This is a genomic window from Caulobacter mirabilis (assembly GCF_002749615.1).
Taxonomy (GTDB): Bacteria; Pseudomonadota; Alphaproteobacteria; order Caulobacterales; family Caulobacteraceae; genus Caulobacter; species Caulobacter mirabilis.
In genome coordinates this window covers 112,693-125,188 of the sequence record NZ_CP024201.1, presented here as the reverse complement: position 1 = coordinate 125,188, position 12,496 = coordinate 112,693, and the positions used below count along the sequence as shown (strand labels likewise).

Here is a 12,496-nt window from a genome sequence, read left to right as displayed (position 1 = left end):
TGAAATCGCCGTCCGGCCCTGCTAAGCGGACCTCATGACGAACCGAGACACGACCCGTCGCACCCTGCTCGCCGCCGCCCCGCTGGCGCTGCTGCTGCCCGCCGCCGCCCGCGCCCAGCAGGGCCTGCCTCCCGAGGATCAGGCGCTGGTCGCCAAGGCCACGGCCTATCTGCAGGGCCTGACCTCGGCCAAGGGCCGCTTCGTCCAGACCGACACCCGCGGCAGTCAGACCCAGGGGGTGCTCTACATGCAGCGCCCCGGCAAGGCGCGCTTCGAATACGAGGCCCCGTCCAGCCTGCTGGTCATTTCCGACGGGAAGGTGGTGTCGGTCGCCGACAAACGGCTGAAGACCGTCAACCGCTACTGGCTCAGCCAGACGCCGCTGAAGCTGTTCCTGGCCGACGAGATCCGCCTGGACCGGGGCGTGCACATCAGCCGCGTCTCGCGGCTGAACGACGGCTTCCAGATCACCGCTCAGGACCGCGCGGGCAAGACCAAGGGCCAGATCACGCTGACCTTCTCCGACAGCCCGATGCAGCTGCTCGGCTGGACGATCACCGACGCCCGCAACGCCGCCACCCGCGTCCGCCTGACCAGCCTGGAGCGCGCGTCGGGACTCGACCCAGCGTTGTTCCGCGCGCCCGCGCCCACGACCGGAAGGTCTTCCTGATTGTGACATATTCGCAACGAGCAATTGCCCCGATTCAGCCTGTTGACGTTTTCGAAAGCTCGTTGCATTAATGCCACTACAGCGGTGGCGCGCCCGACCTCGCGAAACCGTTCACCGTGCCGGAACCTATCCCCTCCCGGCGGCGGCATGAGAGACCACTTCTTCACGCCCGGACGCTCCTGCGTCCGGGCGTTTTCTTTTGTCCGAAACGGCTTATCTGGAGCCCATGCGCCTCCGTCTCGCCACCTGGAACATCAACTCCGTCCGCCCGCGCGGCGAGCTCATCGGCCGGATGGTCGACGAGATCGCGCCGGATGTCCTGTGCCTGCAGGAGATCAAGTGCCAGACGGCCGAATTCCCCAAGTCGATGTTCGAGGACCTCGGCTTCAACCACTTCCGGATCGCCGGGCAGAAGGGCTGGCACGGCGTGGCCATCGCCTCGCGCCATCCGATCGAGGACGCCCAGCCGCTGGAGGTCTGCCGCGAGGGTCATGCCCGCTGCGTCGGGGCCAGGATCGCCGGGGTCGAGATCCACAACTTCTACATCCCGGCCGGCGGCGACCTGCCGGACCGCGAACTGAACAAGAAGTTCGACCACAAGCTGGACTTCTACGAGACCCTGACCGCCGAACTGGCCAAGCGGAATCCGAAGGACCCGCTGGTGGTCACCGGCGACCTGAACGTGGCCCCGGGCGAGTTCGACGTCTGGAACCACAAATACATGTCCAAGATCGTCAGCCACACGCCGGTCGAGATCGAGGCTTTCCGGAAGATGGAGGCGTCGCTGGGCTTCCTGAACCTGATGCGCGAGGCCGTCGCGGAGCCGGAGAAGCTGGCCAGCTGGTGGAGCTATCGCGCCGCCGACTTCCGTCAGAGCAACCGCGGCCTGCTGCTGGACCACATCCTGGTCACGCCGGGCCTGCGCGACGCGGCCCATCACACCGGCAAGGTCCAGGCCCGCATCCACGACGACGTGCGCGGCTGGGACAAGCCCAGCGACCACGCGCCGGTGACGGCGGACTTGATGGTCTGACAGGCGTCAGAAGCCGCAGCGGGGAACCCAGTACTGTTCGTACTCGGCCGCGGTCATCGTGGAATTGACCGTCCAGCGACGGCCAGACCTCTGGTCCAGGACGAGCATGATCTCGTCGCCCTCAGCCGGGATGAAACCGAACTGCACGCCGCTGAACTCGACCTCACGGGCCGTGAACGCCACGCGGGCGCCACGCGGGTACTGGCCGAGGATCGCCTCGCGCACCGCCGCTTCGACCTTGGAGCTCCGCTGCTCCTCCTCGACCTTGAGATCCCATGTCTTCGAGACGCGAGCGCGCACGAAAGCGTCGCCATCCAGCAACGAGCGGCGAAACTCTTCGCAACTGGGCCTGGACCAGGACAGGGCGTCGGCGCTCCCGGCGACAAGGATCGTCGCGCCGACAGCGAGAAGACCCGCCAGGGCGCGCCGCGAGCGCATCAGGGCTGGAGCCGGTATCCGCCCGCCTCGGTCAGGAGCAGGCGCGCATTGGCCGGATCGGGCTCAATCTTCTGGCGCAGGCGGTAGACGTGGGTTTCCAGCGTGTGGGTGGTGACCCCCGCGTTGTAGCCCCAGACCTCCGTCAGCAGCTCCTCGCGCGAGACCGCCTTGGCGCCCGAGCGATAGAGGTACTTCAGGATGTTGGTCTCCTTCTCCGTCAGGCGGACCTTCTTGCCCTTCTCGTCGACCAGCAGCTTGCCGGCCGGCCGGAACTCATAGGGGCCGATCTTGAAGACCGCGTCCTCGGACGCCTCGTGGCTGCGCAGCTGGGCGCGGATGCGGGCCAGCAGAACGCCGAAGCGAAAGGGCTTGGTGACGTAGTCGTTGGCCCCGGAATCCAGGCCCAGGATGGTGTCGGCGTCGGTCGCCGCCGCCGTCAGCATGATGATCGGCGCGGTGACGCCGTTCTTTCGCATCAGGCGGCAGGCCTCGCGGCCGTCCATGTCGGGCAGGTCGACGTCGAGCAGGATCAGGTCGGGCCGGGCGTCCTTGCCCAGCCGCGCGCCTTCGCCCGCCGTGTCGGCCTGGACGACCGCGAACTCTTCGTGCAGCGCCAGCTGCTCGGCGAGTGCGCCCCGGAGATCGTTGTCGTCATCGACAATCAGAAGGGTCTTGCGTTGCGCCATACGGGGGAACATGCACCGTTTCGTGTCTCTAGGCCAAGTATCGGCCCGGACTTACAGCCACAAGATAGGCGCCCTAATGACCATCTTCACGGCCTTTTCAGACGGACGGTTCGACCTGGCGGGCCGCGAGACCCGCTGCGCCCTGGGCAAGGGCGGCGTCGTCGAGGCGCCTGACAAGCGCGAGGGCGACGGCTGCAGCCCCTTGGGCGTCTGGACCATCCGCCGGGTGATGTTCCGCCCGGACAAGGGCGGGACGCCGCTGACCGGCCTGCCGACCGCGCCGACCCAGCCGACGGACGGATGGTGCGACGCCCCGACGGACCCGGCCTACAACTGCCCGGTCACCCTGCCCTACCCGGCCAGCGCCGAGCGGATGTGGCGCGACGATGATGTCTACGACCTGGTCGGAATCCTGGCCCACAACGACGCGCCGGTGGTTCCGGGCCTGGGGTCGGCGATCTTCCTGCACCTGGCGCGGCCGGGCTACGTCCCGACCGAGGGCTGCATCGCCCTGTCCCGCTCGGACATGGAGGCCCTGCTGGGCCTCGCACATCCAGGCGCGGCGATCGCCATCCGGCGCGCCTGAGGCGCTAGCGCCGGCTCAGGCCGGCAAGCGGTGCATGGCGCACAGCTTGTTGCCGTCGGGGTCGCGCAGATAGGCGAGGTACATCTTGCCCATGCCGCCGGCGCGGACGCCCGGAGGGTCCTCGCAGGTCACGCCGCCCGCGGCCACGCCCGCGGCGTGCCAGGCGTCGACCTGGTCGGTCGAGCTGCAGGCGAAGCCGATGGTGCCGCCGTTGGCGAAGGTCGCGGCCTCGCCGTCGATCGGCTTGGACACGCCGAGCACGCCGGAGGCGGTGCGGTAGAAGATGCGGCGGCCGTCGTCGACATAGCCGGGCGCGACGTCGAGCGTGCCCAGCAAGCTGTCGTAGAAGGCCTTGGCCTTGGCGACGTCGTTGGTGCCGATCATCACGTGTGAGAACATGGTGCGTCCTTCCCCTTATTGGTTCTGCGACAGCAGTTCAGCCCGATCCGGACGTCGGACGCAACGGTTCTAAACAACTGTTCGTGCGGCGAACCAGGGCGTCATCCGGCGCAGCGCTTCCTCGACCTCGGGCGTGGAGACGGCGAAGCTGATGCGGATGAACCGGCGGCCCTCGACCGGGTCGAAGTCGACGCCGCTGGCCGTGGCCACGCCGGTGTCGCGCAGCAGCTGCTTGCAGAACTCCAGGCTGTCGTCGGTCAGATGGGCCACGCTGGCGTAGATGTAGAAGGCGCCGTCCGGCGGAGCGATCTCGCGCAGGCCCAGGCCCGGCAAAGCGTCCAGCAGCAGGGCGCGATTGCGGCGATAGACCTCGACATGGCCCTCCAGCTCGTCGCGGCAGTCCATGGCGATCAGGCCGGCGTGCTGGCTCAGCGACGGGGCCGTCAGGAACAGGTTGCCGACATAGGCGCGGGCGTCGGCGATCAGGTCGCGCGGCGCCAGCAGCCAGCCCAGCCGCCAGCCGACCATGCTGAAGTACTTCGAGAAGCTGTTCACGATCAGGGCCGACGGCTCGAACTCGAGCATCGACCGGCACGGCCCGACGTAGCTGAGGCCGTGGTAGATCTCGTCGGAGACGATGCGGATGCCGCGCGCGCGGCAGACGGCGGCGATCTTCTCCAGCTCCGCGGCCCCGATGACGGTCCCGGTCGGGTTGGCCGGGCTGGCGATGATCACGCCCTTGGGCGCCGGGTCGAGCGCGGCTAGGTGCGCGGCGGTCAGCTGGAAACGATCCTCGGGGCCGCAGGCGATCTCCACCGGCTCCATCCGCAGCGCCTTCAGCGTGTTGCGGTAGGCGACGTAGCCCGGCCGGGCCAGCGCCACCCGGTCGCCCGGCTCGAACGCCGACAGCAGCGCCAGAACCAGGGCCGGCGAGGCGCCGCAGGTCAGCACGATCCGGTCCGGCTCGACGGACACGCCATAGCCATCGGCGTAGTGGCGGGCGATCCGCTCGCGCAGGGCCGGGCTCTCCCAATAGCCGAGGCCGTCGCTGTCCAGCACGTCGTGCGAGCGGGCGATGGCGGCGGTCGGCGCGCCGGTCGAAGGCTGGCCGAACTCCATGTGGATGATGGAGCGGCCGTCTTCCTTGAGCTGGTGGGCCAGCCGGCTGATCCCGATGGCGTGGAACGGTTCGATGGGCGCGCGCATGGTCGCTCACAACCGCGAAACCGGCCGCGACGCAAGCGCCGCCGACCTCGGTGAGCGAAATTGTCCGCTCCGGTTTGCGCGCCTGCGTCCTCGCCGCCGCTCTTGGGTTGCGGCAGGCTTCCCGCAAAACAATGGGGGCGGTGCGTCCGAACCCCGACCTGAGGGAAGGAAACAGTGATGAACTTGCGTACGCGCCTCAAAGGCGGGACGGCCGTTTTGCTGGCCTCCGCCGCGGTCCTGTCGACCCCGGCTCTGGCTCAGGAAACCCAGACGGTCGACGAGCTGGTCGTGACCGCCAACCGCCGCGAACAGGCGCTCAACGACGTCGGCATGGCCATCCAGGCCTTCGGCGCCGAGCAGCTGGAGTCGCTGCGGGTGACCAACGTCCAGGACCTGTCGGCGGTGGCCCCCAGCTTCACCGTGTCGCGGTCCTACCAGGGCGTGCCGACCTACACGCTGCGCGGGATCGGCTTCAACACCATCAACATGTCGGCCACCTCGACCGTCGGCACCTATGTCGATGAAGTCGCCTACGCCTATCCGATGATGCTCAGCGGCCCGGTGTTCGACCTGGAACGGGTCGAGGTGCTGAAGGGCCCGCAGGGCACCCTCTACGGCCGCAACACCACCGCCGGCCTGATCAACTTCGTCACCCAGAAGCCCTCGCACGACTTCCAGGCCCGCGGCGTGGCGGAGTTCGGCAACTACGAGACCTACAACTTCGAAGGCATGGTCAGCGGTCCGCTGGCCGACAACCTGCAGGGCCGGATCGCCTTCCGCAGCGAGACCAGCAACCAGGGCTGGCAGAAGTCCGCCTCGCGCAACGAGCGCCTGGGCAAGGTGGACCGCTTCGGCGTCCGCGGCTCGCTGGCCTTCCAGCCGACCGAGTATCTGTCGGTCGACGCCTCGGTGAACTACTGGGCCAACAAGAGCGACACCCTGGCCGCCCAGGCCATCGGCTTCACCCCGGGCACGACGCCGCAGACCCTGAACCCGCTGGGCGCCGGCTTCCACAACGCGCCCGGCCTGGCCAACTTCATCAATAACCAGAAATGGTCGAACGACACGGCCGACTGGGCCCCATCCTCGCGCCGCACCTCGACGGTCGCCGGGATTCCGGGCGTCGACAAGCCGCTCCAGGAAGACTCGACCTTCCTCGGCGGCAAGCTGAACATCCGCTGGGACATCAACGACGACCTGCGCCTGGTCTCGCTGACCAGCTACAACAAGATCGAGCGCAAGGGCGTGATGGACTGGGCCGGCGCGCCCTACAACGTGCTGATCCAGGACGCCGACGGCGAGATCAAGTCGTTCGCCCAGGAACTGCGGGTCGAGGGCGGCAACGACCGCGTCACCTGGCTGATCGGCGGCTACTACGGCAAGGACGACATCGTCGACACCAACCAGACGCTGTTCCGCGACAACGCCAACGTCCGCCTGTTCCAGGCGCTGACCGCCCAGCTGGCCCTCACGCCGGCGAACACCGGCCCGCTGCCCGGCGGTCAGGGACCGGGCGGCAGCTACTCGATGACCCAGGCCGCGAACACGTTCCAGACCTATCGTGACGACGGCAGGATCGAGACCAAGACGGCGAGCATCTTCGCCAGCGCCGACTGGAAGCTGTCGGACACCCTCAGCCTGACCACCGGCATCCGCTACACCCAGGACAAGCAGGACGCCAACATCTGCTCGCGCGACGTCAACGGCTCGATGCTGCCGAACCTGAACGTCACCAACAAGTACCTGTACAATCTGCGCTACGCCGGCGTCGTGATCACCGACAACGTGGTCGCCAACGGCTGCTCGACGACCCGGATCAACTGGGCGACCAAGACCGCCACGCGCGGCGAGGTCATCACCAGCCTGGACGAGGACAACATCGCCTGGCGCCTGGCCCTGAACTGGAACGCCAGCGACGACGTGCTGGTCTACGGCTCGATCTCGAAGGGCGCCAAGTCGGGCGGCGCGCCGGTCAACACCGCCAGCCTCTACGAACAGAACCTGCCGGTCGGCCAGGAGAAGCTGCTCGCCTATGAGGTCGGCGTGAAAGCCGGGCTGTTCGAGCGCCGCGTCCAGGCCAACCTCTCGGCCTTCTACTACGACTACACCGACAAGCAGATGAGCACCTACAATCCGGATGCGCTCTACACCGCCCTGGCGCGGCTGCAGAACATTCCGGAATCGCTGGCCTACGGCCTCGACGGCGAGGTGACCTGGCGGGTGACGGACAACTTCACGGCCATCGGCGCGGCGACCTTCCTGCACACCGAGATCAAGGGCTTCGTCGGCACCGACGGCGCCGGCCTGCCGCGCAACTACGACGGCGCGGGCTTCCTCTACAGCCCCGAGTTCCTCGGCAGCATGACGTTCGTCTACGAGCGCGAGCTGACCGACGGCATGGGCCTGAAGGCGACCCTCAACGGCCGCTACCAGAAGGAGTCCCAGGCCGACCTGGAAGGCAACCCGCTGTACAGGATCCCCGCCTACGGCCTGCTCAACGGCAGCGTCGGGATCACCGCCGCCAACGGCCGCTGGGAAGCCACCCTCTGGGGCCGCAACCTGACCGACGAGTACTACTGGACCGCGGTGGCCAGCAACGCCAACACCGTCGTGCGCTTCCCGGGCCAGCCCCGGACCTTCGGGGTCGCTCTGACGCTGAAGTACTGATCCTCAGCCTCAGGCCGCCGCTCCTCCCGCGGCGGCCGATCGGCTTCGGGCGCGTCCGCATGGGCGCTGGACGCGCCCTTTTTCTTGCTGCCCCTAGCGTCACCCGGTTTAGGTGGCGCCATGGAGGCGGCCGACGTCAAGGATGGACCGAGCCCCGGCGGCTGGATCGCCGAACGGTTTCGCGTGCCGCGGCGCTATCTGGACATCCTGGCGGGCTCCCAGGCGGCCGCCGACCTGATCGCCACGGTCGAACCGGCGGCGTCCGGCGGCGAGATGCTGCCCTCGGTGGTGTTCCTGAACCTCTGTCTCGAACATATGCGACGCACCAGCGACGAGGCCTTCGCCATGGCGCCGCGGCCGGTGGCGCGCGGGACGTTCGGCCTGCTGATCGCCGCCGCGTCGCAGGGCGACACCTTCGGCGAAGCGCTACAGCGTTTCGCCATGGCGGCTCCGCTGCTGCGTCCGGACATGCGCTTCGACCTGGTCCGTTCGCGGCGGGGCCTGGCCCTGTCCTTCGACTACCCTGGGCCGCGCAGGGCGCGACACGACCTGGCCTCGGAGATCTTCGCCCTGACCGCCCACTGCGGCTTCCGCTGGCTGACCGGCAAACGGCTGAAGCCGGTGCGCCTGAGGGTGCCGCCCGCGGCGCCGCCCGTTGGGCCGACCCTGCTGCGGCCGATCCTGTCGCGCACCGCCGTCCGTCGCGGCGAGGGCGTCACGGTGACCTACGACGCCGCCGATGCGGACCTGCCGCTGCAGCCTGTAAAGTACCAGCACTGGGCGGCGGCCGAGCTGAGCGAGTTCAACACCCTGATGGAGGAGGCGGCCGAAGGCCTCGCGGCCGGCCCGGCGGCGCCCGACATCGTCAACCAGGTACGCGCCGTCCTCGGGCCGGCGTCCTGGGACGAGCCGTCTGCCGCCCGTCGCCTGGGCATGAGCACGGCCACCCTGCGCCGCCGGCTGGCCGAGGTCGGGACGACGTTCCGCAATCTGGCCTCCGACGCGCGTCGCCGAGCCGCCGCCAGCCTGCTGGTCACCGAGCGGTCGCTGGAGGATGTGGCGCAGGAGCTGGGCTTCTCGGACGCCCGCAGCCTGCGCCGCGCCTGCCGCGCCTGGTTCGGCGCGACCCCGGCGGAGTACCGCCGGACCGCCGGCTAGGGCGTCGGCTCGGCCGCGAAGGCGGCGACGTCGGCGACCAGGCCCTGCACCGCCAGGGCGACCAGTTCGCCGCCCTTCTCGGGCGTGGCCAGGCCCGGATCGGAGCCCATGCGGCCGTCGGCGTAGCGGGCGCGGAAGTCCAGCGCCTCGCGGACCGGCCCGGTCGGGGCGATCTGGGGGGCGTAGTTCGCGGTCTTGATGGCGTCCGGATAGGCCCATTGGGTCACGGCGATCTCGGACGGGGTGGCGTGGCTGCCGTGGCCGACCGGGAACTGCTGCCGGGCCAGGGCGTCGACGCCGGCCAGGTCCCACCAGTTCTTCAGCTTGCAGGCGAAGCCGCGACGGCGGCCGGCGAAGCTGGCCTCGGCGTAGAGCTCGCTGAAGGCCGCCTCGATGGTGGCGACGTTCCCGCCATGGCCGTTCAGGAAGTAGATCCGCTCGAAGCCGTGGGCGCCCAGCGATCGGCACCAGTCGCCGATCGCGGCGATGAAGGTGGTCGGGCGCAGGAAGATGGTTCCCGCGAACTCCAGATGGTGCTGGGCCATGCCGATGTTGAAGGTCGGGGCGACCAGCAGGTCGTCGTGCTGCTTCTGGGCCTCGTGGGCGATGATCTCGGGGCACATCCAGTCGGTGCCGAGCAGGCCGGTCGGGCCATGCTGCTCGTTACTGCCGATCGGAACGACCACCGTCTTCGACCGCTGCAGATAGGCCTCGATTTCCGGCCAGGTCGATTTCGCTAACAGCATGTCGAAAAATCCTCGGATGCGGGGGGACGAGCGGCGGGCGTACTACCGAAACTCCAAGCGCGCGAGAGGAGAAAGCCCATGACGCTGCAGCTGAACCAGATCGCTCCCGATTTCGAAGCCTTGACCACCGAAGGGCCGATCCGCTTCCACGACTGGGCGGACGGGGTCTGGGTGGTGCTGTTCTCGCACCCCAAGGACTTCACCCCGGTCTGCACCACCGAGCTGGGGACCGTCGCCCGGCTGAAGCCCGAGTTCGACAAGCGCGGCGTGAAGGTCATCGGCCTGTCGGTCGACCCGGTCGAGAACCACGGCCGCTGGGCCGACGACATCGAGGAGACGCAAGGCGCGCGGGTGAACTTCCCGATGATCGGCGACACCGACCTGGCGGTGTCCAAGCTCTACGGCATGCTGCCGCACGACGCCGGCGAGACCTCGGAAGGCCGCACCGCGGCCAACAACGCCACGGTCCGCAACGTCTTCATCATCGGACCGGACAAGGCCATCAAGCTGATCCTGGTCTATCCGATGACCACCGGCCGGAACTTCGACGAGATCCTGCGGGTCATCGACTCCATGCAGCTGACCGCCGCCCACAAGGTCGCCACCCCGGCCGACTGGAAGCGCGGCGAGGACGTGATCATCGTCCCCGCCGTCAGCGACGAGGACGCCAAGGGCCTGTTCCCGAACGGCTGGACCACCCACAAGCCCTACCTGCGGACGACGAAACAGCCGGGGTCCTGATCCTTCCGTGTCATCCCGGACGGCCGCAGGCCGATCCGGGACCCAGACTGCACGCCCGTCGCCCTGGGTCCCGGCTCTGCGCTTCGCTTCGGCCGGGATGACGGCGCGCAAGGAACATGTCCCCTCCACAACCCCGTTGCCAGCCGCGTCGGGGTCCGCATAACTCCCCGCCAACGAAATCAAGGGAGTGAGGCGTGAGCGAAGATCTGGTGTTCCCTGTCCCCGAGGCCTGGGCCGAGCGCGCCCATATGGACGCCGCCGGCTACGAGGCCGCCTGGAAGCGGGTCCAGGCCGATCCCGAGGGGTTCTGGAAGGAGGTCGCCGGCCGGCTTGACTGGATCAAGGCCCCGACCAAGATCAAGGACGTCTCCTACGCCAAGGAGGACTTCCATATCCGCTGGTTCGAAGACGGCGTCCTGAACGTCTCGGCCAACTGCCTTGACCGCCATCTGCCGACCCGCGCCGACGACGTCGCCTTCATCTGGGAGGGCGACAACCCCGCCCAGTCCCGCAAGATCACCTACCGCGAGGCGCACGAGGAAGTGTGCCGGATGGCCAACGTCCTCAAGAGCCGCGGCGTGGCCAAGGGCGACCGGGTGACCATCTACCTGCCGATGATCCCCGAGGCGGCCTACGCCATGCTGGCCTGCGCCCGGATCGGCGCGGTCCATTCGGTGGTGTTCGGCGGCTTCTCGCCGGACAGCCTGGCCGGGCGAATCCAGGACTGCGACAGCCGGCTGGTGATCACCGCCGACGAAGGTCTGCGCGGCGGCAAGGTCGTGCCGCTGATGAGGAACGTCGCCGCCGCCCTGGAGGACTGCCCGGGCGTCGACACCGTGCTGGTCGTCAGCCGCACGGGCGCCGACGTCCCGATGAAGGCCGGCCGCGACATCCCCTACGGCCCCGAGCGCGCCGCCGCCGGGGTCGACTGCGCGCCTGAACCGATGAACGCCGAAGACCCGCTGTTCATCCTCTACACCTCGGGCTCGACCGGGAAGCCGAAGGGCGTGCTGCACACCACCGGCGGCTACGCCGTCTGGGCCAGCTGGACGCACGAGCTGGTGTTCGACTACCGCCCGGGCGAGATCTACTGGTGCACGGCCGACGTGGGCTGGGTCACCGGCCACAGCTACATCGTCTACGGCCCGCTCGCGAACGCGGCGACCAGCGTGATCTTCGAGGGCGTGCCCAACTACCCGACCTCCAGCCGCTTCTGGGAGGTCATCGACAAGCACCAGGTCGAGATCTTCTACACCGCCCCGACCGCGCTGCGCGCCCTGATGCGCGAGGGCGAAGCGCCGGTTCAAAGGACGTCCCGCAAGAGCCTGCGCCTACTCGGCAGCGTCGGCGAGCCGATCAATCCGGAAGCCTGGCTCTGGTACCATCGCGTGGTCGGCGAAGGCCGCTGTCCGATCGTCGACACCTGGTGGCAGACCGAGACCGGCGCCTGCCTGGTCAGTCCCCTGCCCGGCGCCACGGCGCTGAAGCCCGGCTCGGCCACCAAGCCCCTGCCCGGCGTCTACCTCCAGCTGGTCGACGCAGAGGGCAAGGTCCTGGACGGCGCGACCAGCGGCAATCTGTGCATCACCGACAGCTGGCCGGGCCAGATGCGGACGGTCTACGGCGACCACCAACGCTTCTTCGACACCTACTTCTCGACCTACCCAGGCAAGTATTTCACCGGCGACGGCTGTCGGCGGGACGAGGACGGCTACTACTGGATCACCGGCCGGGTCGACGACGTGATCAATGTCTCCGGCCACCGCATGGGCACCGCCGAGATCGAGAGCGCCCTGGTCGGCCACCACGACGTCGCCGAGGCGGCGGTGGTCGGCTTCCCGCACGACATCAAGGGCCAGGGCATCTACGCCTACGTGACCCTCAAGGCCGACGTGCAGCCGACCGAGAACCTGCGCAAGGACCTGGTCCTGTGGGTGCGCCAGGAGATCGGGCCGTTCGCCGCGCCGGACGCCATCCAGTGGGCTCCGGGCCTGCCCAAGACCCGCTCGGGCAAGATCATGCGGCGCATCCTGCGCAAGGTGGCCGAGAACGACCTGGGCAACCTGGGCGACACCTCGACCCTCGCCGACCCGGCGGTGGTCGACGACCTGGTCAAGAACCGCATCGGGCGCTGACCGGACTAGTCTACAGCCGCGGCCCCGACCT

12 protein-coding genes and 1 pseudogene are annotated in these 12,496 nt (G+C 68.8%); 7 read left to right on the top strand and 6 right to left on the bottom strand.

Features of this window, described 5'->3' with window-relative positions; all coding sequences use genetic code 11:
* Positions 1-34: 34 nt before the first annotated feature.
* Both CSW64_RS00665 and CSW64_RS00660 read left to right on the top strand, forming a co-directional pair.
* Positions 35-670, top strand: a complete 636-nt coding sequence (locus CSW64_RS00665; protein ID WP_099620277.1) for a LolA family protein — start codon at positions 35-37, stop codon at positions 668-670.
* Positions 671-896: 226 nt separating this feature from the next.
* A complete protein-coding gene (locus tag CSW64_RS00660) occupies positions 897-1,703 on the top strand; it encodes an exodeoxyribonuclease III (RefSeq protein WP_099620276.1) in 807 nt (268 codons plus the stop codon).
* Positions 1,704-1,709: 6 nt separating this feature from the next.
* Here CSW64_RS00660 and CSW64_RS00655 read toward each other — a convergent pair whose 3' ends face one another.
* On the bottom strand, positions 1,710-2,141 hold the full coding sequence (locus CSW64_RS00655; RefSeq protein ID WP_099620275.1) for a hypothetical protein: 432 nt from the start codon (positions 2,139-2,141) through the stop codon (positions 1,710-1,712).
* A complete protein-coding gene (locus tag CSW64_RS00650; protein ID WP_099620274.1) occupies positions 2,141-2,827 on the bottom strand; it encodes a response regulator transcription factor in 687 nt (228 codons plus the stop codon). Before CSW64_RS00650 ends, CSW64_RS00655 begins: the two co-directional genes overlap by 1 nt.
* A gap of 76 nt (positions 2,828-2,903) precedes the next feature.
* Between CSW64_RS00650 and CSW64_RS00645 the strand changes: the two genes are divergently transcribed.
* A complete protein-coding gene (locus CSW64_RS00645; protein ID WP_099620273.1) occupies positions 2,904-3,413 on the top strand; it encodes a L,D-transpeptidase family protein in 510 nt (169 codons plus the stop codon).
* A gap of 15 nt (positions 3,414-3,428) precedes the next feature.
* Here the strand turns inward: CSW64_RS00645 and CSW64_RS00640 are convergent, their stop codons facing one another.
* Positions 3,429-3,812 (bottom strand): VOC family protein, encoded by a 384-nt coding sequence (locus CSW64_RS00640; RefSeq protein ID WP_099620272.1) that lies wholly within the window; start codon positions 3,810-3,812, stop codon positions 3,429-3,431.
* A gap of 69 nt (positions 3,813-3,881) precedes the next feature.
* Positions 3,882-5,018: a pyridoxal phosphate-dependent aminotransferase gene (locus CSW64_RS00635; protein ID WP_099620271.1), complete on the bottom strand. Its 1,137-nt coding sequence runs from the start codon at positions 5,016-5,018 to the stop codon at positions 3,882-3,884.
* A 177-nt stretch (positions 5,019-5,195) separates the two neighbouring features.
* Between CSW64_RS00635 and CSW64_RS00630 the strand changes: the two genes are divergently transcribed.
* Positions 5,196-7,685, top strand: a complete 2,490-nt coding sequence (locus tag CSW64_RS00630; RefSeq protein WP_099620270.1) for a TonB-dependent receptor — start codon at positions 5,196-5,198, stop codon at positions 7,683-7,685.
* A gap of 120 nt (positions 7,686-7,805) precedes the next feature.
* On the top strand, positions 7,806-8,843 hold the full coding sequence (locus CSW64_RS00625; RefSeq protein WP_099620269.1) for an AraC family transcriptional regulator: 1,038 nt from the start codon (positions 7,806-7,808) through the stop codon (positions 8,841-8,843).
* Here the strand turns inward: CSW64_RS00625 and CSW64_RS00620 are convergent.
* Positions 8,840-9,589 (bottom strand): creatininase family protein, encoded by a 750-nt coding sequence (locus tag CSW64_RS00620; protein ID WP_099620268.1) that lies wholly within the window; start codon positions 9,587-9,589, stop codon positions 8,840-8,842. The genes CSW64_RS00625 and CSW64_RS00620 overlap by 4 nt on opposite strands.
* A 78-nt stretch (positions 9,590-9,667) precedes the next feature.
* Here CSW64_RS00620 and CSW64_RS00615 point away from each other — a divergent pair, with 78 nt between their 5' ends.
* On the top strand, positions 9,668-10,330 hold the full coding sequence (locus tag CSW64_RS00615; RefSeq protein ID WP_099620267.1) for a peroxiredoxin: 663 nt from the start codon (positions 9,668-9,670) through the stop codon (positions 10,328-10,330).
* A 6-nt stretch (positions 10,331-10,336) separates the two neighbouring features.
* Here CSW64_RS00615 and CSW64_RS22200 read toward each other — a convergent pair.
* A pseudogene (locus tag CSW64_RS22200) lies at positions 10,337-10,430 on the bottom strand (hypothetical protein); the annotation flags it as partial.
* 94 nt (positions 10,431-10,524) lie between these two features.
* On the opposite strand from CSW64_RS22200, the gene acs reads away from it, so the two are divergent.
* Positions 10,525-12,465, top strand: coding sequence for an acetate--CoA ligase (acs, locus tag CSW64_RS00610; protein ID WP_172448407.1), 1,941 nt, complete (start codon positions 10,525-10,527; stop codon positions 12,463-12,465).
* Positions 12,466-12,496: the final 31 nt, after the last annotated feature.

Bases quoted from the DNA above. Each gene is read 5' to 3' on its own strand.
- CSW64_RS00665 (WP_099620277.1), top strand. From the start codon at position 35: ATGACGAACCGAGACACGACCCGTCGCACCCTGCTCGCCGCCGCCCCG.
- CSW64_RS00660 (WP_099620276.1), top strand. From the start codon at position 897: ATGCGCCTCCGTCTCGCCACCTGGAACATCAACTCCGTCCGCCCGCGC.
- CSW64_RS00655 (WP_099620275.1), bottom strand. From the start codon at position 2,141: ATGCGCTCGCGGCGCGCCCTGGCGGGTCTTCTCGCTGTCGGCGCGACG.
- CSW64_RS00650 (WP_099620274.1), bottom strand. From the start codon at position 2,827: ATGGCGCAACGCAAGACCCTTCTGATTGTCGATGACGACAACGATCTC.
- CSW64_RS00645 (WP_099620273.1), top strand. From the start codon at position 2,904: ATGACCATCTTCACGGCCTTTTCAGACGGACGGTTCGACCTGGCGGGC.
- CSW64_RS00640 (WP_099620272.1), bottom strand. From the start codon at position 3,812: ATGTTCTCACACGTGATGATCGGCACCAACGACGTCGCCAAGGCCAAG.
- CSW64_RS00635 (WP_099620271.1), bottom strand. From the start codon at position 5,018: ATGCGCGCGCCCATCGAACCGTTCCACGCCATCGGGATCAGCCGGCTG.
- CSW64_RS00630 (WP_099620270.1), top strand. From the start codon at position 5,196: ATGAACTTGCGTACGCGCCTCAAAGGCGGGACGGCCGTTTTGCTGGCC.
- CSW64_RS00625 (WP_099620269.1), top strand. From the start codon at position 7,806: ATGGAGGCGGCCGACGTCAAGGATGGACCGAGCCCCGGCGGCTGGATC.
- CSW64_RS00620 (WP_099620268.1), bottom strand. From the start codon at position 9,589: ATGCTGTTAGCGAAATCGACCTGGCCGGAAATCGAGGCCTATCTGCAG.
- CSW64_RS00615 (WP_099620267.1), top strand. From the start codon at position 9,668: ATGACGCTGCAGCTGAACCAGATCGCTCCCGATTTCGAAGCCTTGACC.